Raw genomic sequence first — 24,543 nt, 5'->3', positions numbered from 1 at the left:
AACTACCCTTTTGACTGCGCTCTCTTTAACGGAGAGAAGTTCGGCGCACTGTCCAGCACCGACTGAATAAGTTCTCTGTGCAGAGCATGATCCTGTAGCGCGCTGGCGGAGAAGGGGTTGCCATGCAACTGCGCTCGCAGGTCGTCCCAGCGCTGACTCAGCACCTGCCAGTTTTGTTCGTCATAGGTGCCTTTGAAAATTACCGGGCAGAAATCGATTGTGGGCAGCTGATCGCCGCGCTGACCGGCCGCCAGTGCCTCATCCAGTTTTTTCTGCCACAGGCTGTTGAGCCGGTCGACGCGGCCAATCTGTTGTTCCGCGACGCCGGGATTCCATTCAGGATGCATCATCACCACCGTGCGGCAGGCTAAGTGGAGGTTCAGCCCCTCTCTGGCGACCAGGGATTGCGCCACCAGAACCGAAGGGTGGCAGTGTGGCCGGTTGAAGGCAAAATTGAGCAACTGGCGGGTAGGCGGCGCAGTATTGCCATCCATCAGACGGGCAAAATGGCTTTCGCGCGGGCCGTACTCCTGATCGAGCCGCTCCAGCACGGCTTGCCAGCGCAGTTCTGTGCTCTGCGCCTCTTCGATCGCTTCTGTCTGGCCGTCGGCATGATCGCGGTCGCGGGCCGCATTGATCAGGTCGGTAAACACACCAGCCAGATGCAGAGGGGAGTGGCGTTCAGCGTCCGTGTTAGTCAACAGGTACAGCGCATGGGCCACACTCACCAAATCCCGATGCGGCGAACCGCTCTCGCTGCGTTGCGCGAACAGCGTGAACAGGGCGTTGACCTGATCATTTTCACAGGATTCAAGTCCCTGTTGCAGCAGAGGCAGCAGACGATGTCGAAACGCCTCACGATCGCGACTGAGCAAACGGTACTGGCGTTTCAGCTGGCGGGTGAGGGCGGCCTGGTCGGCATCCCGGTTATACAGCTGGCGACTGGCGCATTGAATGGCGGGCCACTCATCCTCACGAATATACTCCTGCGGCCAGGGCTCTTTCTTGTCCAGCGCTTTTAACAGAGCGCGGGCATTGATGAGTTTGACCAGCGCTCGCATCGGCTGGGTAAAGCGGCCAAACACCAGCACTTTTTCTCCGCTGTCACAGACGGCTTCCACGGCATTGACGGTGGCCAGAATGGCGGGATGATTAAACAGCGCAAATTCGTCATCGGCTTTCATCACCGCGTTGAGCTTACGCTGCCACCAGCGGGCGCGCTGCTGACGTTTGTCAGCCGGGGCGGTGTCGTCAGCCACGGCGATGATTTCACTCAGCTGCGCATCGGGGGTTTCATCGTGCTGATTATTCATTACCGTGGCGATACCGTGCCCGTTGCCAAAGGTCAGGCGCAGCCGTTTTGCTGCGCTGTCTTCGTGCATCCGGCTGACAAAAGAGAGTGCTTCTGCGGCGCAAACCGCCTGTTTCCACGCCATCGACAAGGCAAAGGTATCCACAACGATCGCTTTCTCTCGTCGATAGGGACGGGTGGTGTGCTGATAATATTTCTGTACAGACTCATCTTCCCGCTTGTCACGGCGCAGCAGATACGGCGAGAGCGCCTGCTGGAAAGCCGCGGAAGCGGCGCGATAACGTTGCTGCACGCGCGGGTCGGTATAATTCTGACGCAGATCGTCAACGGCAGACTGATAGTGTTCGATGGCTTCGATCGCCGGCGGAGCATGGACGTTGATACGTTGCAGCATCTGCTTCCACTGATCTCTGTGCAACTCAACCGGCGTGGCGCTCACCGCCAGTCGGCGGGCATGACGGGCGGGCTGGATGACATTCTCCAGTACGCGATTCAGGCTGCTGCTCGCACCACGGCTTTTGTGCGCTTCGTCCACAATGATGAGATCAAACGTTCCCAGCCCCAGCCCGACGCTGGTTTCCAGCTGGCGGCGCTCATTGCTCTCTACGGTATAGTGTTCATCGCGCCGCGCTCGTTTCATCACCACCTCTGCCGCCAGCGCGTCAAGGGTTTTTCGCGCCGGATGAGCCTTCGGTAGATTGTGCGTGAACGCATAGATCTCTTGTGCCGCCCGCTTGAGCCAGGGCTCAGACAGGGTTCTTTCGTGCCGCTGGTGTAACCATTGCTGACAGAGCTCGGGCAGCAATCCCCAACGCCAGGGATAGCTGCCTGCACCCAGTCGCCAGTTTGCCATCGCATGGGAGATGATCAGGCACTGTTCCGCAAACCATGGACGGGAAGGGGCATCGGGGGCCCAGACACGCATATATTGTTTCAGCGAGAGCAGCGGTGCTGACGGGATGACGCCGACGGTTTTCAGCTCTTCTTGCCAGTTAGCCGCAAGCCCACCCGGAATTAACACCGCCACTCGGCCACCCGCCTGAATGACGCAGCGGGCAAGGGTGGCAGCAATGCGGGTTTTCCCCATACCCACTTCATCCGCCAGAATCATACCTTGCTGCTCAATGCGTTCGGCAATTGCTGACAGGGTCGCTTTTTGTCCCGCATTCAGTTGAGCGGGTGACTCGCTGACCTGCTGGCGCAGTAAATCGGCGACCCGCGACCAGCCCTGAAAACGCTTATACATCGGCAACCTCCGTTAACGAGCAGAGCGCTGATACGCCCCAGGCGTGTTCCACGCGATCCAGCATTTGCAGGTAATTCTGTCCTGCTTCACTCGCATCGTTTTCGGCGAATACCGGGCGAAACGCGGCTTCCCGTAATGCGCTGAGCGGATTAATCCCGGTATCGCGAAAACGGACAATGTCATCGTGATGACTGGCCTGAATCAACGCCTGCTCCAGGCTGCAGCACCAGAGACGCCAGTCACTTTCCGCCAGTTGCGTCTGGCTATCGGCAATACCCTCGATCAGTGCCATCATCTGGCGAATGGGATGAACGTCAACGCGCTGCCCGCCGCTTAACGCTTCGTCAGCAGGCATTGCCGACAGGTTGAGCTCTTCCTCCTCATCGGACGGTTCGACGTCGGGTGCGACCGGGAAGTGCGCCAGCTGCCACAACGCCTCGTCCAGACTGAGCGGCCTTAATGGTGTCGCCGCGATGCGGCCCAGTTCATCAATGACCGGAATGCTGGCGCAGTGTTCGTCGTGATCGCCCCGCCAGCGGAGAGTCACCGAGCGTGGCATGTCGCCCTGCCACTCAAAGCCTTCATGCGTCTGGCGGCAGGCCATGCCATCGCGGTTCAGTAGCGTGATGCCTTGCGGTGGCAGGTCAGGCGCAGTTAGCAGGTGATTACCCTCATCCCGCGTTTGCCACCGCAGCCATGCCACGGGCGGTGCATAATGCGACGGGCGCTCCGCCATCTCTTCACCGGCGGCTAGCGGCTCCTGGAGATCGTCGCAGTCGTGTTCGCTCTGCACCGGCAGTAACCAGGTCAGCGTCTGTTCGGGTGGCAGTTTGCCCTTCTGACTTTTTGCCAGCCGACCGGGCGTAAAAAAGATGCCCGCTTCCAGGTTTCCCGTTCCCTGTTTCATTCGTTGCATAAAGCCAGGCTCGGTGAGATTTCCTGAACCCATATAGAGCCAGGTACGGTTCAGCATCTCGCTTCCCGCGCGCTGGTTAGCACTAAAAATAAACTTGGCGTGCAGAAAACGTGCGGGCTGCGTCGGTTGGGCGGGTGGTCTGATGGTGAAACGCTGGTTCTGCAGCGCTTCCAGACTGTGTGCCACGGCCTGACAGGCCAGCGGATTAACAAACAGGTCAACATCCGCTGACTGAGTTAACTGATTCGACGCCTGCAATTGCTGAACAATCTTCTGCGGCACCAGAACGTCCTGACGACCTGCTTCAAAGAAACCGGATCCCATCGCCAGATAATTCCGTTTCCCGGTAAAAGAAGGCTGCGCCAGCCAGGATTGCAGCTGGCTGAACAAAGATCTTTTGCGGTTATCGACCAGCCGGGGTTTACCGTGTGCACGCTTGCGGCAGGCCGCGAGCCAGCTCTCAACCTCTTCACGCGCCAGGGTGCCGGAGGCAGGCTGATTGTTGACAACCAGCGACAACAGGCTGGTTTCACACCAGGCGGCAATGTCGCTGAGCAGGCTTTGCGCGGCTTTGAAATCGGCACAGCTCTGCTGAACCGCAACAGTGTCAGTCAGGAGCGCCTCGCGTGAAAGGTCGAGGCACCAGACCAGATCCAGGCTGCGCTGTAATGTCATTTCTGTCCAGTTACCGCTGCTGACCAGCAGACGAAGACGCCAGCCCGCTTCAGGATCCTCAGCCTTGAACCCCAGAAGGGCGACCTTCGCATGAAGTAATTTGAGCGGCGGTGCGGCCTGCAACAGACAATGGGCAACGCCGGGCACGTCTACCGGCGAAATAGCGCGGTTTCCGGCGTCAAGAAACAGCGCTAACTGGCACTGTCCCTGATGGGAGCGGGTCGCGTGATTCAGTCCGCTAAAGCGCTCCATCGCGCTGTTCAGGAACGGTTTATCGGCAGAGAAGCCACAAGCCCAGCCAAAATGTCCGCGATATCCTTCAGGGGCATCAAAGTAGTCAGCCAGTGATGGCGGCAGTGGGCGCCGGTCAGCCATTTGACACCGCCTTGCTGAGCCAGGCATTCAGTTCGCCGTGCAGATCTAGGTTGAGCAAAAACAGGTTTGGGATACGCCCGGAGATATCCGCAGGCCAGAATCCGTCGGCGACAGGCGGGAGATCATCCTGCTCCTCCGGTTGCCGCCCGGCGGGTAAGCCCGTCGCTTTGAACGCCGCGCCTGGCTCAATGTGCTCGCCATTAAGCTGGAGAATGTGGCCATCCCGGCTGACCAGCGCACGGAGCACCGCAACCGCTTCGCCACTGCATTCGCTGCAAAACTGGTTAGCGTCATTGTCGCCGTGTTGCAGATCCAGAAACCCCCGCGCGTTGCGCTTGAGCGTTTTCAGCGCCTGTTGCACGACCGTTGAAAACGTCTGATTGAGCGCAAACTGCGGGCCGCTGCTGCGCTGTGCCATCTCCTGTTCAATGGTCTCCAGCAGTGCGATCGCGCTGTGACGTGTGCGCGTAAAAAAGGCACCAGCCTGCAGATCGTGCCAGTGATCCGCCGAGATCTCGCCTGGGCGATCCTGCCAGCTGAGCGACGCGGGAGGGTGCTGGCGCAGCCGTTCGACCCACTGTAGCGCCGCACTGCGGCGCTGTCGGCTCTGTTCATTACCCGCATACTGCAACTGAGTGCGAATCAGCCGACGGGCCGTTCGGGGTAACGGCGTCAGCGGCGAAACCAGCGACGCGGGCGGGGCACCACCGGATTTCACCCAGTGCGTCAGCAGGTCACGCTGTTTGGGTTCAACCCTGGCAAGCTGCTCGCCCAGCGGCGTGCACTGAAAGGCATTGAAACTACGCTGTGGCTGCACCAGTCCCAGCGCGGGCAGGGCTTCCAGAGTCGCCATCCGCATCGGGATAGTGACATAAAACGCTTTTTTTCGGGCGGCGCGAAAGATAATGCTTTCGGCCTCCAGCGATTTTATTTTGCGGATCCCGCGCAGACGGCGATCGCCATTGCGCGCTGAGGGCTGTTTAAATCCTTTCCAGCAGGAGAGCGCCTCAATAGCGTTGGCCACCTCAATATTGCTGAACCGCTCGCCGGTTTCCGTGGCAATCGCCACCCCCTGTAACGCCATGATGAGCTGACGACCAAACCACACGCCGCCCAGACCCGGCACAGCGAGCTGGTTGAAGCGAGCAACGGTTTCGCTGATTTTCAGGGTGCGTCTTCGACGCACGGAGATCACCGCGCCCGGCGCGCAGAGTCCCCAGCTCAGGGTGTTCACGCTCATTCGGCAATTTCCAAAATGGGACGACGTTCCACGTTGCTGACCGCCTCGCCAAACGCGGCCAAAAACCAGTTCAGCATGGCGCTGTCAACCACGGTGGCGGAAAATTCGAGGCGGTCATCGCTCAGTTCGCGGTGGGTCTGATCAAGCGAGAGCGGGGATTCGATCAGGTGAAGTCCGGCGCTACGTTCGATTTCGAACGTCAGGAAAATTTGATGGCCTTCGCCAAAACCAAAGCGTCCATCATCATCGTATTTTTTCAGGCTGAATTCGGCAGGGCGCTCAAAGGTAAAGGTGCTGACATGGGCCGCCAGAATTCGGTTCATCGCCAGACTGCGCTCATTGTTATAGCCATCGAAGCGACAAACCAGATAGAGGCGCGGCCCCTGCTGCGCCAGTCCGAGCGGCATCACCGAATTTTCGCTCTCTTTACCGCCCGCATTACGGTAAGTGATCTTCAGCCAGCGGTTCAGATAGAGCGCCTCGCTCACCGACTCAAATACGCCCTCTGCAATGGGAGGCGGCAATAAAGGCTGGCTGGTGGCGACGATTCGCACTTTATCGGGCCACTCTGCCTCCAGCCGACTCTGGCCACTTCCCTGCAGATTACGTTGTGCCTGAGTAAAAAAGCCTGTCATGGATTTAACCAGTCGGGCGGGCAGAATGGGTTTAAGATGCGCTTCTGCCATCGCCAGCAACAGAGATTCCTGCGGCGTCAATACCGGCAACGACACCCCTTTCGCGTTTTCTGACCAGCAGTAACCGTATGGCCGATTACGGGTATCACACTCAATGGCAAAGTGATGAGAGAGCATCTCCAGCTGGCGCTGAATAGTGCGTAATTCCCGTTCAATGCCCGCATTCAATAGCTGTTCGTGCAAGGCTTTTGCAGTGATTTTTCTGCCACGAGGAATACGCCGCAACAGCTCAATTGCCAGCAATGTTGTTTCAATTGTTTCGGGTCTTCTAGCCACGTTTTACTCCCTGTTTTCGTCACGCACAGTGGATTAATGCAAAAATCCAATAGCGGGCTTATCGCTTTTTTTTAACCAGCATTCCGCTTTCAGTGCGGCAACGAAGGCACTGGCGGAGGTCAGCGGCCTGAATGTGTGTTGCCGCGAAACCGCGGCAAAATCGCCCGGTGTTAATGAGGTTAACTTCGTCAGGTTCAGCACTGTCTGGGTAGATGGGCGGTCAAGTTGCAACTGCTCGCAATAGAGATTAAGCAGCGCGACAGCCTGGTAATCACACAGGTAGCTGAAGCGAATTTTAAGATCGAAACGGCGCAAAGCCGCAGCATCCAGAACCTCAAATCGGTTAGTGGTGGTAATTAAAATGCCGTTGTAATGCTCTATCTGGCTGAGCATCTCGTTCACGCAACTCAGCTCCCAGCGCTGCTGGCACGCTTCACGGTCTGCCAGAAAGGTGTCAGTTTCGTCTATCAGCAGCATCGCACCTTCACGTCGCGCCTGCGCAAAGATGGCTGCAATGTTTTGTTCGCTTTCACCGACATATGGACTCATCAGTTGAGAAGCCTTGATTTCCACCACCGGCATTTTCAGTTGCTGCGCCAGCCAGTGCGCCCAGGCCGTTTTACCGGTTCCGGAAGGGCCATACAGACAGAGGCGGGCCGAATGTTCTGCTGAAAGCGCGGCAGCAATGTCGGTAACCGGGCTGTCGCTGCTAATGAATGACGGATCGTATACCGTCGCTGACGCAGAGCTATTTTTCTGTTTTATCGGCGTATGACCTTGCGCCTTTAGTGTGTTATTGATTAAAAACATTAAAGATTGAGCGCGTTTTTGACCATCCTTCCGGTCAGTCATGGAACGGGTAACGTTGGCGGCGCGTTCAATTATGGCGGGCGTTACCGCGCGGTGGCTGACCAGTTGCGCGAGATCGCCGGGTGCCAGCGTTGCGTCACAGGCCTGTTTTAACAGCGCCTCGCGTTGCTGGCGCGGCGGCACATCCAGTTCGAGAACAATATCAAAACGGCGAATAAAAGCGGGATCCATTGCGCTGATGTCGTTTGAGACCCACAGACCGGGAACACTGTTTTCTTCCAGCAGGCGATTAATCCACGCTTTAGACAGCGGGCTTGCGGGGGAGGAGAACGAACCTGCGCTGTCGCTGAACACGTCTTCAGCTTCATCCAGCAGGATCAGCGCGCTATCGCCCGCAAAAAAACGTTGAGCGGCCTGCCAGGCTCGCAGACGCCGACTACCGGTTATGAGTCGCGAAGATTCATTTTCGCTTGCGATTTCATACAATTCGCTTCCCAGTTCCTGCGCCAGCAGGCGACAAAGCTGACTTTTTCCGCTGCCAGGCTGACCATAAATCAAAATATTGACCCCAGGGCGGCGTGAACTTTGCGCGTAATACAGCCACTGCCGAATGATATTTATGGTTGGGAGATGGGCGAAATGGTCGAAAGTCAGATGAGACTTTTCACAGAGGGTAACGATTCCCTGTAGTAAACGGGCAGGATCGCTTTCGCCATCACTCAGGCGTTCAGCCAGCGTTAAGGAAAACGGCTCAAGTTTATTACGTAGCGAATGTAATCCACTGGTTTCCAGCGTGACCAGACCGGTCTGGCTCAGGAGACTGGTCGGGCCGAGTGCGTGGCGAATATCCGTCTGGGGTAGATCCAATAACGTCGCCAGAATGCCATACACTTTTGACGAACTGAGTAGACCAAGCCAGTCCGCCGCATCATCCAGCAAACGTTCATGATGCAGTTTTATCGTAAATTCAAAAATTAACTGCTCCGCTTTGCTCAGGCCAATACGACGCGCCAGCTGCCCGATAGCCTGTTGCGACGCTGACGGCGCAGCAGAAGCGGGCCGCCGCTCCAGCTCCCGGTAATGCTGTAGCAAGGTATCCAGTACGTTTTGTTGCTCTGCCGGTGTGAACGACTGATTTTCGTAGTGGGTCAAGCTGAAATAGTCGCTGAGCAGCGTATGGGTTAATCCGCCGGCAGTAATAAATTGCTTATGCGCTCCCAGCCGGAATAACAGGCGAAACAGCCATAACTGCAAATTAATGTCATCAGAATCTGGTTTCACGGCGTGCAGGACAGGAATCATTTTTCGTCTCCGGGCAAAAAACACTATTCTCCTGCCGAAGATGACAAGTTGTGTCGCAGAGCATTGCCGGAAAAAATTCTACTTTGAAACAGTTTGCTGCGTCACAATGTGTCGCAGAGTTATGCTCAGGGCGCATACGGTGACAACGGCGCGTTTTACCGCCGCTGTCTGGCGGAGGTGTCAATTCAGAAGAGAGGTTCGAAACAGTTATTCGTGCCCGTTTGATCATAACGTTCGTCCGTTGAACATCTCATAACGCTGTCAAAACCACTCACTGGTATGAGCAAACACGCATCAACGCCTACACTTATTCTTTCACTTGATTAAAACGAGACGGTTTATGGATTTATCAGTGCCACTTTTGCTGGTCATTATTGATTGAGGGAACAATGGCCGGTACTGATTTTTATCCCCCCGTCAAAACATCCGCATCTCCCCGTACGACATTAGCGCTTTGGAGTAACAAACCTAAGTTCGGGTAATCATAATTATGTTAAATAAAGTATCTCCGTGCTTCATTTTTGGCTACGATAGCCAGTGCCATCACTCTCGCTCTTTCCCCAAAATCCACATTATACAATACGCATACTACGGTCTGTTGCTTACCATGCAACATATGCTATAGTGTTCCGTGTCAAGCAACACTGAGACACACGGATGATTAAAACCTGGCTACATAAGGGGCTTGAAGAGTTCTACACAACCGGCTCTACCCGCAAGATTAACGCAGCTCATGAAAAGCGGCTACGTACGCGCCTGAGGGTGATTGACCTAGCTGAGAAGATTGAGGATATGAACCTTAGTGGCTACAGGTTGCATCCTCTCAAGGGTGACAGACAAGGTATCTGGTCTGTCACGGTTACAGGTAACTGGCGTATCACTTTTGAATTCAGAGACGGTGATGCCTACATTCTGAATTATGAGGATTACCACTGATGACTATGCATAACCCCCCGCACGCAGGTGAAATTATTTCCGATATCATGGAAGATCTCGACATCGGCATTAGAGAACTGGCGCGTGCTTTGGCTATAGCGCCCTCCACGGCTTCACGAATGGTGTCGGGAGCGACGGCGGTAACGCCAGAAATGGCGATTAAATTATCGGCCGTGATCGGCAGCACGCCTGCGATGTGGCTGCGTATTCAGGCAGCCTATGATTTAGACCGAGCAGCCAAGACCGTTGACCTGTCGGTACTGAATACCAGCTTCAAACCTGGTCCACTGCACGGCGTAAACTGAAGCCTGTGGATAACGTGAGCCGCCGGCGCGAAAATGGGGCAGTCGCTCAACGTTGTCACGTGTATCGTTTAACTGAAGGCAAAGCACTGAGCTAAAATATACAGAGTATTGCCGTCATTGCGCTAACTCTTGACTGCCCACTATCGATTGCCTATTTCGGCATATGCTATTTATGTTAAATTTACTACTGTTTAGTTCCTACAGGATGGGCCGCCCGCCCAACTTCAAGCATTATCAAAAAAATCAATGGTATAAATCTTAAAGGTTTGATTCAATGATTTCCTGAATGTAAACGAAGAGAATGTACTTTATATGCAAATTTCATCATTACGACTTAAGGGTTTTCGCAATTTTAAAGATGCACATATTAACTTCAACTCTAAAACTCTTATCATTGGTTCTAATGATATTGGCAAGAGTAACATGTTGCATGCTTTGAGGCTCTTACTTGATAAAACTTTGTCTGATTCTGATATTGAACCAAATGATTTAGACTTTCATGTTGAAAATGGTATCTCTCACGAAAGCCTTGAAATACTTATTCATTTCACCAAAGTTGAAGAAGATGCTGTGGTTTCAATTTTAAAAGGTAACGTCAGCGACGAAGGTGAAACTTATATCAGGTATACGGCGAAAAAATCTGATTTGAGCTATCAACTTTTAATTGGCCATGATCAAAGAACACTCAATCAAATACCATCTAGATTTTACCTAAAACACTTGAATCTAAAATACATACAATCCCAAAGGGATTTAGAGCGATTTATAAGTAGAGAGAAAAGGAAACTACTTAAAATCTCACAGCAATCATTAACTGATGAGCAAAGAAAAGAAGATGAAGACTTATTAGATGAAATTACTGGCGACTTAAAATTGGTTAACGATAAAGTATCACAATTGATTTATGTTGATAAAGCCACCAATGACATTAATAAAGAGTTGAAAAGGCTTGCCTACCAATATTCTGATTATTCTGTGCAATTGGATACTGGCGCTGTAGGAATCAACGACTTCATAGAAAGTTTAAAGCTTGGGGCTAGTACGAATGGAACAGATGTAATGTTAGGTGGGGATGGTAGAAACAATCAAATACTTTTAGCGTTATGGAAAGCAAAAAGTGTTAAAGAACATGATTTTGAAAATGAAGTAATATTCTATGTTATAGAAGAGCCAGAAGCTCATCTGCACCCCCATCAACAAAGAAAATTAGCCAATTATTTAATTTCCGAAATCCCTGGGCAAACCATTATATCGTCTCACTCTCCTCAGATAGCAGTTAATTTTAGTCCTGACTCATTGATTAGATTGTTAACTAAAGATTTTAGTACCGTTGCTGCAAGTAAGGGTTGTGCTATAAGTCTTTCGAAAAAATGGGAGGATATGAGTTACAGGATGAGTATCATACCGGCAGAAGCATTTTTTTCTAATGGGGTATTATTAGTCGAAGGCCCGTCTGAAGTTTTATTTTACAATGCATTAGCAGAAGCGTTAAATATCGATCTCGATTTCTATAACCTATCAATAATTTCAGTAGATGGTATTTCGTTTCGAGTTTACGCGGCCATACTTGATGCTTTGGAGATCTCGTGGGTTATGCGAACAGATAATGACATATCACGCCTTCCGGGTGATGAGATTTGGCAGTACTCCGGGATCAATCGTTGTCTAGCGCTTTCAGGCTTAGAAAAACTTGATCATAGCAAATCAAAAATATCCCCAGCTGATACATTGCAAAATGGAGTTTGGCAAGCTGTTTCAAGTCATACAAATGTTAAAGGAATTTATCTCTCAAGAGTTGACCTAGAAACTGATTTAATTGAAGAGCTAAGTGTTCCCATTCTTACAGCGCTTAATAAAACGAGTAATACAGCAGCTATATCATATCTTCAAAAGAAAAAAGCAGTGAGGATGTGCTCTTTACTAAAGATGGTCAAAAAAGATTTAGTGCTATTAAATTCGGGGGAATTGGTAAAGCCGTTATATCACTTAATTAATAATGCCAAAGGAGATTGACATGAAAACTTTAGAATGGACATCTGAACAGAAAGCAGCGATGGAATATCATAAAAGTATGGTGATTACTGCTTGCCCTGGAAGCGGTAAAACAACAGTTATGAAAGAGATTATAAGGAATGTTACTAAAGAGCTGCCAGAACATAAAGGTGTGATAGCTATAACTTTTACAAAAAAAGCCAGTAGTGAGTTGGAAGAAAAGAGTAAATTCAGTGCACACAATACAAAACAAAGCTTTTTTGGAACTATTGATAGCTTTTGCTTAAGAGAAATTATTATTCCATTTTTAAATAGAATTTGGGGTGGAAATCCTTCTAATTGTAAAGTTCTAAAAAAAATCGATCTACCATACTCAAATTTCATAAAGAAAAATTATGCTGGTAGTCCAACCCTATCCAACATAAATTCAGATTCCGGATACAAAAAATTATACGATGAAGGCTATTTATGGATGGGCTCATTTTCTTCTCTTGCACTGAAGATTCTAAACGAATCTAAATCAGCGCAGCGCTACGTTAAAGCAAGATATAGCCATATTTTCATTGATGAGTATCAAGACTGTTCTTTGTCTCAACACGAGTTATTTTTAAAAATAAATGAGCTGGGACTAACCTCTATTGTAGTTGGTGATGTTTGGCAATCGATTTATGAATTCAGAGGTGGCGATTCAAAACTTTTAAGTCAACTAATTGGCAACAAGGTCAAATTTGGCCATTTTGAATTGAACATAAACCATAGATGTCATCCATCAATAGTAAATTACGCATCAAGGTTAATAAATCATAACTGTAATTTGCTTGAGGCAGACAGCATAAATATCTTTCGCAAACGCCTTGACGGGAATTTAAGTGACGTAGCTGCAATTGTATCAAAATGGATTGATACTTGGTTAGATAAAAAAGAATGGGGAATTGAAAAATTAAACCAAATTGCAATTCTAGCTAGAAAGGATAAATCGCTCGAACTTTTCTGCTCTGGTTTCAAACATAATTATAGATTATATTGCGACACTCCGCTTGATAAAATTGACTCTCAATGTGCAGATGTTTATAAATACTCCCTACTTTATAAGTATGGGACAATTACTTCTATGCAAGAGGTTTTATTGAAGGTTGATGAAATAATTACTATCAATGATGTTATTAAGCCAGCTATGAGAAAAATACTAAAAAGGGTGAAGGTTATAAATGACTTACAAAGTATAATTAACGATTTAGCGAGTCTTGTGAAACTTTTAGGTGTTGAAAGGACTTTCGATGAAGATAAAGCGGTTTCACACACCTTATCTAGTGATATCTTTTTAAACCAATATAAACCTTTAGATGAAAGTGAGGTTCAGGTAATGAATTTGCATAAGTCTAAAGGCCTTGAGTTTAAAGTGGTTATACATCTTGATATGGATGAATGGTCCTTCCCGTATAGAATTCCCAATGATCAAGATAGAAATTCACCCCTCTACCCAAGTTTACAACAAGAATTAAATTTGCATTATGTCGGTATAACAAGAGCTGAAAAGTGTTGTGTGCTAATTAATGCTTCGCTTCGAATGAATAAAAGTGGGGGTTTTAGCACCTCTACAAAATCATATTTTATGTCACTCCCCCAACTGAATGAATTATATAGAGAATAATTGCAAAGGGGACAATTATTCCCCATTGCAGTTTTAAAGCCAAATTTTCATTTCCAAAATGTAAAAATAGTCTGCGTAATAAACCTTTATCATCTTAAATTATTACCGCTCTGTTTTAAATCTTGTTTCTATTACGATAGCTTTATCTAATTGGTATTTTATGAACCCTAACGGATAGGTTACTTATGTCGAAGATCAGGCGCTTATCAAACTATAACCTTATATATTTATGTTTATCAGTCCAGCCATCGCAGCCCTGCGCCTTGCCGCTATGAGCGCATTGACTAAGTCATAAAGTTCACCTAATCAAGCAATTATCAGCTTAAAATTTGTATATTTATGCTTTGCTACTATCGGGGTACAGTCTAGAGTCCTAACTTCATATAATTAGGGTTATACAAAGTCAGGATCTAATGCTGGATCCCTGCAGCAGATAGATCCTGCCCGGCCTGACGATTTCTGTGCAAAAAACGGGCAGCGCTACGTGAATTCTACAGAGGTAAGGCCCTGCTTTTTACTCAGAATTCACGTAGCGACGCCAGACGGATAATCGGCGGAAACATGACACATACGGCACTCCTGCCGTGCCTGACCGGCCCGGAGGACGGCGACATCACCTGGCGGCTGCGCGAATTCGTCAGCGATCGGGAAGCCTTTTCGGACAATACGTGGCAGCAGCTCCTCAGCGTGATGCGCATTGCCGGCCGCTGGGCCGCAGAGCACGGCCGGGCGCTGCTGCCGATGGCGCCGGCGGATCTGCGCGATTACCTGCTGTGGCTGCAGGCGTCCGGACGCGCCTCCTCCACCATCAGCACGCACGCCGCGCTCATTTTCATGTTACACCGTAACGCCGGACTGATACCGCCTAACGCATCGCCGCAGGTATTCCGGGCGGTGAAGAAGATCAACCGTACCGCTGTTACTGTCGGCGAGCGTGCCGGTCAGGCCATTCCCTTCCGCCTGCAGAACCTGCTCTCGCTCGACGCGTGCTGGTCAGTTTCCGCTCGCCTGCAGCAGCGGCGCGACCTGCTTTTCTGCACGTTGCTTACGCCACCCTGCTGCGTATCAGCGAGCTGGGCCGCCTGCGCGTGCGTGACATTTCGCGCGCGGCGGACGGCCGGATTATCCTGGACGTGGCGTGGACTAAAACCATTGTGATGACCGGGGGGCTTATTAAGGCCCTGGGCGACCACTCCTCGCAGCGCCTTACGGAATGGCTGACGCTTTCGGGACTGGCCGGTGAACCCGACGCCTTCATCTTCGGTCCGGTTCACCGCTCGAACCGGGCAATCGCTGCGACTGAAAAGCCGCTTTCCGCCCGGGCGCTGGAGGATATTTTTGTCCGCGCCTGGCTGGAAGCCGGCGATGCCGGCTGTGTGCGGCCAAACAAGAACCGCTACAGCGCCTAGTCCGGTCACAGTGCCCGCCATCGATATGGCCACGAAAAAATACAGTACCGCACAGATCATGCAGGAAGGAATCTGGAAAAAGCCGGAAACGGTGATGCGTTATATCCGCCACGTTGACGCGCATGCGGGGGCAATGATCGATCTGATGAAGCAGTTCGACTGATTTCCGGAATGGGTTACCGTTGAGCGGCTATTACTGGTTCCGGAAATACTGCAGGGGCAGAAAATTGCAGCACTGTAATATCGCTTTCAAGCGATACCGTGCCGACAGAGCCGTGATGAACCGCTTGCTTCTGTAAGGCAAGTAAAGATGGCTGATTTAGTAGTTACCGATCAGAAAACAGCAAATGGCATCTGGAAGCGTCAAAATCCCTTTGTAGTTAACCAGCCTCTTAATGCGGCGAAGCGGTATATAAGCTCTGCTGCTGTAATGAATATCAACACTGGTATGCGGCTTGAGATGGGTGAAAAATAACGGCGCAGTTTTTATCATGTAAGCGTTGCCTGTATGGCGGCTCAGTTGGCTCAGCTGCACTAGCAAGGGATTATTATTGAACTTTTAAGGTTAACCGTTTGTTACTCTCCGTAAGCGAGCGCTTTACATTGCGGGAAGGAAAAGAGCGTTAAGAGGTTACGTAAATAGAAACTTCAGTAGCAGAAGCACACATAAGGAAACCAACGCTGCCATCAGGAACTCCAGCATCACGCTAACGCTTGCAAAGCGTAGCCGCTTCGGCGACAGAACACCATCCGACCGGCGCATGCGGCGCAACGCGCAAAAGTCAGTAGCCATCTGCCACCATAAAGAGACCACCACGAGTGTGAGCACGCTGATCAGCAGTGCGTCAGTATAACTAATTGTCCATTGTCCGTATGAGTTCGTCATGTTGTCATCCTTTTCAGTAACTAAAGAGTGTTGCCCTATTATATCGGCCTGTCTGCAATCGCCGGAAAACTCAGTTCTTCAGCCACACTGCTTTTTCAGCATAGCGCCACCTGAATCGCCACGGATAATCTAGACACTTCCGAGCCGTTGATAATACTGGTTTTCATACTCTGTCGGTGACATCTGATTGCTCGAACCATGCCGACGCTTACTGTTATAAAACATTTCGATGTAATCAAAAATATCGCTGCGGGCTGCTTCTCGCGTTCCGTAGATCTTTTTCTTTATCCGTTCGCGTTTCAGCAACTGGAAAAAGCTTTCTGCAACCGCATTATCGTGACAGTTACCGCGACGGCTCATGCTGCCCTCCAGGCCGTGTGATTTCAGGAACGACTGCCACTCATGGCTTGTGTACTGACTGCCCTGGTCCGAGTGAACCAGCACCTGTTTTTGGGGATTACGCCACCATACAGCCATCAGCAGTGCGTTCAGGACAATATGCTTTGTCATCCGGGATTGCATAGACCAGCCGATAATTTTGCGTGAGAACAGATCAACAACCACCGCAAGATACAGCCAGCCTTCGTGGGTCCTGATGTAGGTTATGTCCGTTACCCAACGCTTATCCGGAGCATCCGGATTGAACTGTCGCTGGAGCCTGTTGGGCGATACGATACTGGCCTCGCCTTTGCGTGCCCGCGGGCTCCGGTACCCGACCTGAGCCTTTATCCCGGCACGATTCATCAGTCGCCAGACTCTGTTCACTCCGCACTGTTGCCCGCTATCCCGCAAGTCCAGATGGATCTTGCGATAACCATAAACGCAACCGGACTCCAGCCAGAACTGTTTGATCTGTCCCGTCAGTCTCAGATCTACCTGATGGCGCTGAGAATACGGTCGCTTAAACCAGGCGTAAAAGCCACTGGGATGAACATCCAGCACCCTGCAGAGCAGACGAACAGGCCAGCAACGGGAATTGTCACGAATAAAGGCGTACCTCAGTCGGACAGCATTGCGAAGTACGCCGCGGCTTTTTTTAATATGTACCGTTCGTCAGTAACCCGCTTCAGCTCCTTCTGGAGTCGGCGGATCCCGGCCTGAGCATCTGACTGTTCTTTATTAGTGGATGAGTCCGGACCGTACTTCTTTATCCAGGCTTAAAGGCTGTGGGTGGTGATATCGAGACGTGTTGCAACGCTGAAAACAGAATGACCGCGATCAATAACCTGTTTGACTGCTTCAATTTTAAACTCTTCGGGATAACGTTTACCGCTCACGGGCACCTCTCTTTAAGTCATCTTAAATGACTTCGAGGTGTCTGTTAAACCCGTGGCGATTCATGATGACATGCATACCAGACCACTTCCGCTCATCCACGGAAGTGGCTGGTATGACATAAATATTCAGGAAATGACCACTGAGTGGCTACAGATTTGGGGAATTAGAATTCCTGAGAGGTTGGGCGCAAAACAATTTCGTTGATATCAACATCGGCAGGTTGCTCGATGGCATAGGTAATCGCTCTTGCTACCGAATCGGCAGGAATAGCTTGTTTATAGAAGTCGATGACGAAGTTTGAACTATCCTGGTCAGAACTCCCCAGCTTCAGCTCACTGTCGATGGCTCCGGGACAGATAGTGGTCGTGCGAATATGCGCACCCACTTCATGACGCAGACCCTCAGAGATAGCCTTCACCGCGAATTTGGTCCCGCTATACACCGTGCCGCCAGGGCTGAATACCTTGATACCTGCAACCGACGCCAGATTAATGAAATGACCGGATTGCTGCTTTTCAAAAACAGGAAGGGCTGCCGCAATACCATAAAGAACGCCTTTGATGTTGATATCAATCATGCGATCCCACTCGTCGGTTTTGGCAAGACTGAGTGGAGCTATCGACATCAGACCCGCGTTATTCACCATCACGTCAACACGGCCAAAAGCTTCAATGGCTTTGTCGATAATATTCTGGACATCTGCTTTACGCGTCACATCAGCTTCAACAGCAATAGCCTGGCCACCATCAGCAATAATCCGGGCAGCCAGTTGGTCGAGACGCTCCTTGCGGCGAGCAGACAACACCAGAATAGCGCCTTTTTTTGCCAGGTTCAGGGCTGTAGCTTCACCCAGTCCACTGCTCGCACCTGTAATGATGACAACCTTTTTATCGATATTATTCATCGTATTAGCCTCTGAAATGAATTATTGCTTTCTGAACGGGGTTAAGTATCGCAGCGCAAAGTGGCATAATAAATGGAAATTAATACCTTTCAGAATTCCTAAATATGGAACCATGGAACTTCAAGGAGCTGCTACGATGCAAAACAAGCTGGAGATGCTGCGTATTTTTTGCATGGCTGCCGAATCACGAAATTTTAAGGAAGCGGCGATGCTACTGGGGATATCACCCCAGGCAGTCACCCGGGCAGTAAAGGAACTTGAAGAGCTGCGGGGAGAAATTTTATTTTACCGGAGTACCCGACAAATAAAGATAACTGCAGATGGAGAACGTCTTGCAAAACAGGCGCGCCAGGCGGTTGACTCTCTTGATTCGCTGTTAGTAAAAGGCGTTAAGGATAAAACTGATGAAATGGGGGGGACGGTGAGATTAACTGTGTCTTCGGTATTAGGCCGAAAACTGGTTGTTCCTGCACTGGCTGAATTTGCGCGTCAGTACCCGGATATCGTGGTGGACTGTGTGCTGACCGACTCGCACAGCGATGTTATCGATGAACGTATCGATATAGGTATCCGTTTTGGATTTTTGCATGACAACCGGTATGTGGCGCGCGAACTGGCAAAGATTCATTTTTACCCTGTCGGTACACCTGAGCTGATTGATAAGGTTGGAATGCCTGCCAGCATCGCTGAGCTGGATTCCTATCCTCTGACGGCATTGTTTGATCATAAGACGGGTCGCTATTGGCCCTGGACATTTACCGAAAGCCGCAGCTTCATCCCGTCGAAACCTCGCTTTATTGCCGATGATCTTGAGGCTGAGTTCCAGGCTATTCTGGCCGGTGTTGGATTTGGGCATATGCCGGGATTTTTAGTTCTGCCGTGGCTTAAAAGTGGCAAGCTTATTCAGATACTCACCGAGGAGACGTCACCCGTCTGGCGGTTGTACCTTTACCGCCCTCAGCGTGGGCCAACGCCATTGAGGATCAGAGCGCTGTTTGACTATCTTGTAGACGTGCTGGGTGAACTGGAAACCTGACCCGAAAAGGGGTCAGGTTTATTCAGACAGGATCAACCCTGACAATGATCTTTCCGATTTGTTGATTTGATTCGAGATACTGGTGTGCTTCCCGTAGCTCTTCAAATTTAAAGCATTTATCTATCTGTGGCTTCAGAAAACCGGCCCCCATGCAGCTCAGGATAAAACGCTTTGCTTTTTCCCGAATGGCTGGATCATTCAACACTTCCAAAAAAAGGAAGCCCCGCATAGTGAGACTCTTGCGTAATGCCAGTCGCAGAGGAAAAGGCGTTACATCAGGACTCAGCGCACCATGCATGACCATACGTCCTTTTGCGGACATGGCCTGTGCGATACGTTCAATCTGAGATCCACCAACAGCATCAAACACGATATCAAGATGTTCACCCCCTAACCGCGAAACAATCGCCTGATAGAGGTCAGGTTCATCTTCACTGGCAATGACATCTTTCACACCTAAGGCAAGCAGACGTTCCTTTTTCTCCACCGTCAGGGTGCTGGCAATCACTCTGGCCCCGCCAGCTTCTGCAATCTGAACTGCAGCCAGGCCAACACTGCTTGATGCAGCAGTGACCAGTACGGACGCACCCTTTGTCAATTCCCCGGCATGCATGATCCCACCCCAGGCGGTAAGGTATTGCATCCATACTGATGAGGCTTCTTCCCAGCTCAGACTGTCAGGTTTATGCACCAGATAGCTTTCAGGGATCAGCAGCTTATCTGCGCAAGTGCCAAAACGCGCCAAGCTGTCAGAAGGCAACACTGAAACATTATCTCCGGGAGAGAACTGCTTAACACCTTCGCCCGTAGCCAGCACCACGCCAGCACCTTCGTAACCAAGGCGAGAGGGAAATACGGCCTTCTCGATATAAGTACCCCGTCTGAACATAGTGTCTGCCCGGTTAAGACCGATAGCTTTCATCTGAATCAGCACCTCACCTGCTGCCGGTAAGGCAACAGGCAGGTTTTCGAGTTCAAGGACGTCGGCTTCTCCGGTGCAGTTAAAGCGCCAGGTTCTCGCCATCAGGCCGTTAAATGACATTAATCACAACCTTGATGGAAGCTGAACCATCCTGAACTGCGTGGTGGGCATCAATGGCCTGGTCTAGTGAGAAATGACGAGCATCAACGACCGGACGAATTTTGCCTTCTTCAACCAGACGGGTGGCGGTTTTCAGAACTTCACCGTGATGAGCACGACGTTCACCTGTGAGCATTGGCAGCAGAATAAATACACCCGACAGGGTTGCACAACGCAGCGATGACGTTGCCAGGTTATGGTCACCAAATGCAGCACAGCTGGTGATATGGCCGTAATAGCGCGTCATGGAAAGTGAGGCGTCGAGGACAGGGCCACCAACCGTATCGTAAACGATATCAAAGCCTTCACCATCGGTGCATTGCTCAATGATGTCCTGCGTGGAAACCTTTGTGTAATCCAGCGGGAATGCGCCCAGCGTTGTAATCAGCTCCTGATCTGCCGTACATGCGGTTGCAGCAACTTTTGCACCGAGTGCATTTGCCAGCTGGACAACCATGTTACCTACGCCACCGGCGCCACCCTGTACCAGCACATGTTGACCAGCCTGTACATTGGCATTATCAACAAGGCCAGACCATGCCGTGAGGAACGTTAACGGCAGAGCTGCGGCTTCACGCATGGAAAGGTTACGTGGTTTGATGGCAAGCAGGTCTGCATCTGCAGCAATGAACTCAGCCAGTGAACCCTGAAGGCCGCGAACGCCACCGGTCAGGCCGTAGACTTCATCTCCAACACGGAACTGGGTTACGCCTTCACCGACAGCAACCACTTCCCCTGCCATATCAGTACCCTGCACAGCAGGGAGCTGAGGCATGGCGTACGGAGCCTCTCCAAGACGAATTTTATAATCAATCGGGTTTACACCGCTGGCATGAACACGCACCAGAACCTGACCAGCCTGTGGTTGTGGCACCGGGAGTTCTTTACGGGCAAATTTATCATCACCGAAATTTTCGAGTACGAGAGCAGTCATTGTCTGGTTCATGCGTATTCCTGTTATGTAATTGAGGACGGACAGAAGATAACAGGAACCAGTCATCCATTTAATGGCACAGTGTGGATTTTATAATTCCAAAATTAACACCAATCAGATATGCCGTTGGGATAGCCTGGCGTGTTTTCAGTTAATGTGGGTTTGTGAAAATGGAATGCAGGTCGACAGGGATAAATGCAGGCTCATTTGCAGGTATTGTGGGTTTGAGAGCTGCGCTGGTTGCAGCTAATGTGGGCTGATAATCAGCGGTAAATGCAGGTCGTACCTATTTCAAATGCAGGTCGCTATACCTATAGACATGATCAGCGCAAGCACGTCTCAGATGTCCAAACGGTACGGATTTATATATGTTGACCAGAATGATATGGAGAACGGAACACTAAAACGCTCCCGTAAGAAAAGCTTCCACTGGTATAAAAAAGTCATCGCCACGAACGGAAAAGTCCTCAGTAGTTAACACAGCACAGTCCTGGCAGCACTGTGCTGTCAGGACGTCTCATAATTCCGCGCGGATACCTCCCGGCCCTACTGTGCATTATTCCCGGGTACGGTCTTTCACCCAACGGCGGTATAATGCCGGATTCATACCGGTCATCCGGCTGAAGACCCTCCTGAAACTGCCCTCATCCGCGTAACCTGCATCAGCTGCGATCTGCTTTATGGTTTTAGCGGATGTTTCAAGTGCCAGCCTTGCCATTTCACACCTGATCCTGTCGATAAACTGTTTCGGTGACTCGCCTGTTTCCGCCTTTATACGCCTGTGAAAGGTTCGCTCCGAAATGGCAAGGCGCCGGCACAGCTCTCTTGTGGTAAGCAGCGTTGATGCTTCCTGCCTTATAAAAAATTCTGCACCGGGCAGAATACTGTCCGGCCGGCTGAGGTGCGCGGTGGGCATATAAACAGCCCTTGCGAGAGGCGTTGTATCCACTACAGCAAATTCTGCTGCAATGCGCGCAGCCTCCGTCCCCTCAAGCTGACGCACAACGTGTAAGGCCACATCAATCCATGAAAGCGGCCCGCCAGCCGTAACTATACGGTTATCCTCAGTCAGAGCATTGCCCCAGATGGCGTTTGCCCGGGGGTAACGGCGCTTGAGCTCATCGTACAGCCACCAGGTTGTCGTACATTTTTTGCCGTTGAGCAGCCCCGCCTCGCCCAGCATAAACACTCCGCTGCACGAGCCACAAGCCAGCGCGCCATGCACGTACTGTTGCCGTATCCATGACGCTATGCTGCCCAGTTTACCGAGCTGTGGCGGCGTGTTTGATGCATCGGGTACAAACCCGGGGATCAGAACCGCATCGCATGATTTGATATCTGCCAGTGCCGCATCGGCGGTCAGTAACCGCCCGCTTCCGTCGGTCACAGGCTGCCCGTCCGGACTTGCTGTCATGATATTAAAGGGTGACGGCTCCTTGCGAGCAGCTGATATGGCTCTTCCGGCAAGAGAGAACATATCAGCCAGCCCGGTATAGCCTGAAGCAAGGCATCCCGGGGAAGCAATAATGACTATCTTTTTCATCTCAGTCCTGTAGCTGGCCGAAAAAGCCGGTTTAATGGCAGATTCGCCACAGTGCCATGTTGCCTAACCCTGATACAATAATTCTCGTAAGAAAGCCATGATTATTACAACAGGAGAAAGAAACAATGAGTACAACAGCAGGACTGATTTCATTTAAAGCGAGAGAAGGAAAAGGCGCTGAAGTAGCAGAGCGCATAGCCGCTGCTTTGCCTCATGTTAATGCAGAAGAGGGCACCACTCACTGGCTGGTGATCCGTTCAGAAACGAGTCCTGAAACGGTTTTCCTTGTGGATCTGTTCAGTAGTACAGACTCAAGAGAACTCCATATGTCCGGTGAAGCAGCTAAACAAATATTCGCTACCGTACCCGCTCTGCTGGCAGAAGAGCCACACATTCATCCTGCGGTTTTGATTGCGGCAAAAGGTATTTAATTCGGTACGTTATGAGTTCAGCTCACATCTCATAGTGCACACAGAAGGCTGTAAATTTTACATGTCCGCTTTTCGCGGACATTTTTGATGAAAATTGGCTTTGTTGAATAATTCAGATTTCGGGTAAGTCTCCCCGTAGCGGGTTGTGTTTTCAGGCAACACGCACGCTTTCAGCCATACCTGCTTTCGTCATTTTGTTCAGCGCTCGTACCAGGGCCATAGCCTCTGCAACCTGACCATCGTAGTCACGCAGCGTCAGTGAACCTCCGGACAGCTGTTTTACCCGGTACATCGCCGTTTCCGCTATTGAGCGACGGTTATAATCTGNCAACCTGACCATCGTAGTCACGCAGCGTCAGTGAACCTCCGGACAGCTGTTTTACCCGGTACATCGCCGTTTCCGCTATTGAGCGACGGTTATAATCTGTTGTCCACTTCCACCGCGCATTACTCCCGGTCAGTCGCTGACTGGCCACTGCACGGTTACGGTCTGCATATTCACCGGACCAGTAACCCGCGCCTTTTCGGGGAGGGATAGGCGCGCTGATTTTCTTACGCCGCAGTTCATCGTGACAGAGCCGGGTGTCGTAAGCGCCGTCTGCTGCTGCTACCCTGATTTTTCTGTAAGTCTGCCGGATAAGACCCGGGAAGGCTTCTGAGTCCGTCACGTTGTTCAGCGACAGGTCTGTACAGATGATTTCATGTGTTTTGCTGTCAACTGCCAGACGCAACTTTCGCCAGATACGACGGCGTTCTTTGCCGTGTTTTCTGACTTTCCGTTCGCCTTCACCAGAGACCTTCAGCCCGGTGGAGTCAATCACCAGATGCGCGATTTCACCCCGGGTGAACGTTTTGAAACTGACATTAACCGACTTTGCCCGCTTACTGACACGGGTGTAATCCGGGCAGCGCAACGGAACGTTCATCAGTGTAAAAATGGAATCAATAAAACCCTGTGCTGCCCGCAGGGTCAGCCCGAATACGCGTTTAATGACCAGACGGTGGTGATGGCGAGGGCGAGATCAGAATAGCGCTGAGGTCTTCCTCGTGATGAAGGCGTTGCCGACTCATACCAGGCCTGAATCGCTTCATCGTCCAGCCAGAAAGTTATGGAGCTACGGTTGATAAGGGCTTTGTTGTAGGTGGGCCAGCCGGTGATTTTGAACTTTTGCTTTGCCACGGAGCGGTCTGCGTTGTCGGGAAGATGCGTGATCCGATCCTTCAGCTCAGCAAAAGTTCGATTTATTCAACAAAACCGGGTTGATATTCAAGCGAAGCAGCGTTGAGGAGCCCAGCCTATTAAAAAGACT

General features: G+C 50.8%; 17 protein-coding genes and 4 pseudogenes. 9 read left to right on the top strand and 12 right to left on the bottom strand.

Annotated features, from left to right (window positions below):
* Nucleotides 1–2: 2 nt before the first annotated feature.
* From D7S44_RS22040 to D7S44_RS22020, 5 genes are read right to left on the bottom strand one after another with little or no spacing between them, the layout of a single operon-like run.
* Nucleotides 3–2,558, bottom strand: coding sequence for a helicase-related protein (locus D7S44_RS22040; protein ID WP_120458356.1), 2,556 nt, complete (start codon nt 2,556–2,558; stop codon nt 3–5).
* Nucleotides 2,551–4,524, bottom strand: coding sequence for a phospholipase D-like domain-containing protein (locus D7S44_RS22035; protein WP_240629525.1), 1,974 nt, complete (start codon nt 4,522–4,524; stop codon nt 2,551–2,553). The genes D7S44_RS22040 and D7S44_RS22035 overlap by 8 nt, the downstream gene beginning before the upstream one ends.
* A complete protein-coding gene (locus D7S44_RS22030) occupies nt 4,517–5,764 on the bottom strand; it encodes a hypothetical protein (protein WP_218834661.1) in 1,248 nt (415 codons plus the stop codon). The genes D7S44_RS22035 and D7S44_RS22030 overlap by 8 nt, the downstream gene beginning before the upstream one ends.
* Nucleotides 5,761–6,735, bottom strand: a complete 975-nt coding sequence (locus D7S44_RS22025; protein ID WP_120458355.1) for a helix-turn-helix transcriptional regulator — start codon at nt 6,733–6,735, stop codon at nt 5,761–5,763. Before D7S44_RS22025 ends, D7S44_RS22030 begins: the two co-directional genes overlap by 4 nt.
* A gap of 33 nt (nt 6,736–6,768) precedes the next feature.
* Nucleotides 6,769–8,847, bottom strand: a complete 2,079-nt coding sequence (locus D7S44_RS22020) for an AAA family ATPase (protein WP_120458354.1) — start codon at nt 8,845–8,847, stop codon at nt 6,769–6,771.
* Nucleotides 8,848–9,504: 657 nt separating this feature from the next.
* On the opposite strand from D7S44_RS22020, the gene D7S44_RS22015 reads away from it, so the two are divergent.
* The 6 genes and pseudogenes from D7S44_RS22015 (at nt 9,505) to D7S44_RS23595 (ending at nt 15,615) form a co-directional block, all read left to right on the top strand.
* Complete coding sequence (locus tag D7S44_RS22015) at nt 9,505–9,783, top strand: type II toxin-antitoxin system RelE/ParE family toxin (protein WP_120458353.1); 279 nt, start codon at nt 9,505–9,507, stop codon at nt 9,781–9,783.
* Nucleotides 9,783–10,088: a HigA family addiction module antitoxin gene (locus tag D7S44_RS22010; RefSeq protein WP_120458352.1), complete on the top strand. Its 306-nt coding sequence runs from the start codon at nt 9,783–9,785 to the stop codon at nt 10,086–10,088. Before D7S44_RS22015 ends, D7S44_RS22010 begins: the two co-directional genes overlap by 1 nt.
* 312 nt (nt 10,089–10,400) lie before the next feature.
* Nucleotides 10,401–12,101: an ATP-dependent nuclease gene (locus D7S44_RS22005; RefSeq protein ID WP_120458351.1), complete on the top strand. Its 1,701-nt coding sequence runs from the start codon at nt 10,401–10,403 to the stop codon at nt 12,099–12,101.
* A 1-nt stretch (nt 12,102) separates the two neighbouring features.
* Nucleotides 12,103–13,731 carry a UvrD-helicase domain-containing protein gene (locus tag D7S44_RS22000; RefSeq protein WP_120458350.1) on the top strand — a complete coding sequence of 543 codons (1,629 nt, stop codon included), beginning with the start codon at nt 12,103–12,105 and terminating at the stop codon, nt 13,729–13,731.
* A 561-nt stretch (nt 13,732–14,292) separates the two neighbouring features.
* Nucleotides 14,293–15,303: pseudogene (locus D7S44_RS21995) on the top strand (tyrosine-type recombinase/integrase).
* A 147-nt stretch (nt 15,304–15,450) separates the two neighbouring features.
* Nucleotides 15,451–15,615 carry a hypothetical protein gene (locus D7S44_RS23595; protein ID WP_158591300.1) on the top strand — a complete coding sequence of 55 codons (165 nt, stop codon included), beginning with the start codon at nt 15,451–15,453 and terminating at the stop codon, nt 15,613–15,615.
* A gap of 156 nt (nt 15,616–15,771) precedes the next feature.
* On the opposite strand, the gene D7S44_RS21990 is transcribed toward D7S44_RS23595, so the two are convergent.
* The 3 genes and pseudogenes from D7S44_RS21990 to D7S44_RS21980 all read right to left on the bottom strand — a co-directional run bounded on the left by D7S44_RS21990 (nt 15,772) and on the right by D7S44_RS21980 (nt 18,208).
* On the bottom strand, nt 15,772–16,026 hold the full coding sequence (locus D7S44_RS21990; protein WP_120458349.1) for a hypothetical protein: 255 nt from the start codon (nt 16,024–16,026) through the stop codon (nt 15,772–15,774).
* Between the two features lie 129 nt (nt 16,027–16,155).
* Nucleotides 16,156–17,303 (bottom strand): annotated as a pseudogene (locus tag D7S44_RS21985) (IS3 family transposase).
* Between the two features lie 164 nt (nt 17,304–17,467).
* Nucleotides 17,468–18,208 (bottom strand): SDR family oxidoreductase, encoded by a 741-nt coding sequence (locus tag D7S44_RS21980; RefSeq protein WP_120458348.1) that lies wholly within the window; start codon nt 18,206–18,208, stop codon nt 17,468–17,470.
* Between the two features lie 136 nt (nt 18,209–18,344).
* Between D7S44_RS21980 and D7S44_RS21975 the strand changes: the two genes are divergently transcribed.
* Nucleotides 18,345–19,244, top strand: a complete 900-nt coding sequence (locus D7S44_RS21975) for a LysR family transcriptional regulator (protein ID WP_120458347.1) — start codon at nt 18,345–18,347, stop codon at nt 19,242–19,244.
* 22 nt (nt 19,245–19,266) lie between these two features.
* Here D7S44_RS21975 and D7S44_RS21970 read toward each other — a convergent pair whose 3' ends face one another.
* Both D7S44_RS21970 and D7S44_RS21965 read right to left on the bottom strand, forming a co-directional pair.
* Nucleotides 19,267–20,286 carry a zinc-dependent alcohol dehydrogenase family protein gene (locus D7S44_RS21970; RefSeq protein WP_120458346.1) on the bottom strand — a complete coding sequence of 340 codons (1,020 nt, stop codon included), beginning with the start codon at nt 20,284–20,286 and terminating at the stop codon, nt 19,267–19,269.
* Nucleotides 20,276–21,271, bottom strand: a complete 996-nt coding sequence (locus D7S44_RS21965) for a zinc-dependent alcohol dehydrogenase family protein (RefSeq protein WP_120458345.1) — start codon at nt 21,269–21,271, stop codon at nt 20,276–20,278. The genes D7S44_RS21970 and D7S44_RS21965 overlap by 11 nt, the downstream gene beginning before the upstream one ends.
* A 298-nt stretch (nt 21,272–21,569) precedes the next feature.
* Here D7S44_RS21965 and D7S44_RS21960 point away from each other — a divergent pair.
* Nucleotides 21,570–21,737, top strand: a pseudogene (locus D7S44_RS21960) (family 1 glycosylhydrolase); the annotation flags it as partial.
* 78 nt (nt 21,738–21,815) lie between these two features.
* On the opposite strand, the gene D7S44_RS21955 reads toward D7S44_RS21960, so the two are convergent.
* The gene (locus tag D7S44_RS21955) at nt 21,816–22,802 is read right to left on the bottom strand and encodes a GlxA family transcriptional regulator (RefSeq protein ID WP_120458344.1); all 987 of its coding nucleotides are present in this window, start codon (nt 22,800–22,802) and stop codon (nt 21,816–21,818) included.
* A 125-nt stretch (nt 22,803–22,927) separates the two neighbouring features.
* Here D7S44_RS21955 and D7S44_RS21950 point away from each other — a divergent pair, with 125 nt between their 5' ends.
* Complete coding sequence (locus D7S44_RS21950; protein ID WP_023328886.1) at nt 22,928–23,233, top strand: putative quinol monooxygenase; 306 nt, start codon at nt 22,928–22,930, stop codon at nt 23,231–23,233.
* 151 nt (nt 23,234–23,384) lie between these two features.
* On the opposite strand, the pseudogene D7S44_RS21945 reads toward D7S44_RS21950, so the two are convergent.
* A pseudogene (locus D7S44_RS21945) lies at nt 23,385–24,458 on the bottom strand (IS5 family transposase).
* Nucleotides 24,459–24,543: the final 85 nt, after the last annotated feature.

The sequence above is a fragment of the Pantoea piersonii genome (assembly GCF_003612015.1).
GTDB classification, from domain to species: Bacteria; Pseudomonadota; Gammaproteobacteria; order Enterobacterales; family Enterobacteriaceae; genus Pantoea; species Pantoea piersonii.
Note: the sequence above shows the minus strand (reverse complement) of the source record. Positions and strands in the feature narration are given on the sequence as shown.

What these genes read in the sequence shown, in the direction of transcription:
- D7S44_RS22015 (WP_120458353.1), top strand. Translation starts at nt 9,505, where the DNA reads ATGATTAAAACCTGGCTACATAAGGGGCTTGAAGAGTTCTACACAACC.
- D7S44_RS21965 (WP_120458345.1), bottom strand. Translation starts at nt 21,271, where the DNA reads ATGAACCAGACAATGACTGCTCTCGTACTCGAAAATTTCGGTGATGAT.
- D7S44_RS21990 (WP_120458349.1), bottom strand. Translation starts at nt 16,026, where the DNA reads ATGACGAACTCATACGGACAATGGACAATTAGTTATACTGACGCACTG.
- D7S44_RS22020 (WP_120458354.1), bottom strand. Translation starts at nt 8,847, where the DNA reads ATGATTCCTGTCCTGCACGCCGTGAAACCAGATTCTGATGACATTAAT.
- D7S44_RS22010 (WP_120458352.1), top strand. Translation starts at nt 9,783, where the DNA reads ATGACTATGCATAACCCCCCGCACGCAGGTGAAATTATTTCCGATATC.
- D7S44_RS21955 (WP_120458344.1), bottom strand. Translation starts at nt 22,802, where the DNA reads ATGAAAAAGATAGTCATTATTGCTTCCCCGGGATGCCTTGCTTCAGGC.
- D7S44_RS21975 (WP_120458347.1), top strand. Translation starts at nt 18,345, where the DNA reads ATGCAAAACAAGCTGGAGATGCTGCGTATTTTTTGCATGGCTGCCGAA.
- D7S44_RS22035 (WP_240629525.1), bottom strand. Translation starts at nt 4,524, where the DNA reads ATGGCTGACCGGCGCCCACTGCCGCCATCACTGGCTGACTACTTTGAT.
- D7S44_RS21980 (WP_120458348.1), bottom strand. Translation starts at nt 18,208, where the DNA reads ATGAATAATATCGATAAAAAGGTTGTCATCATTACAGGTGCGAGCAGT.
- D7S44_RS21970 (WP_120458346.1), bottom strand. Translation starts at nt 20,286, where the DNA reads ATGTCATTTAACGGCCTGATGGCGAGAACCTGGCGCTTTAACTGCACC.
- D7S44_RS22000 (WP_120458350.1), top strand. Translation starts at nt 12,103, where the DNA reads ATGAAAACTTTAGAATGGACATCTGAACAGAAAGCAGCGATGGAATAT.
- D7S44_RS23595 (WP_158591300.1), top strand. Translation starts at nt 15,451, where the DNA reads ATGGCTGATTTAGTAGTTACCGATCAGAAAACAGCAAATGGCATCTGG.
- D7S44_RS22005 (WP_120458351.1), top strand. Translation starts at nt 10,401, where the DNA reads ATGCAAATTTCATCATTACGACTTAAGGGTTTTCGCAATTTTAAAGAT.
- D7S44_RS21950 (WP_023328886.1), top strand. Translation starts at nt 22,928, where the DNA reads ATGAGTACAACAGCAGGACTGATTTCATTTAAAGCGAGAGAAGGAAAA.
- D7S44_RS22030 (WP_218834661.1), bottom strand. Translation starts at nt 5,764, where the DNA reads ATGAGCGTGAACACCCTGAGCTGGGGACTCTGCGCGCCGGGCGCGGTG.
- D7S44_RS22040 (WP_120458356.1), bottom strand. Translation starts at nt 2,558, where the DNA reads ATGTATAAGCGTTTTCAGGGCTGGTCGCGGGTCGCCGATTTACTGCGC.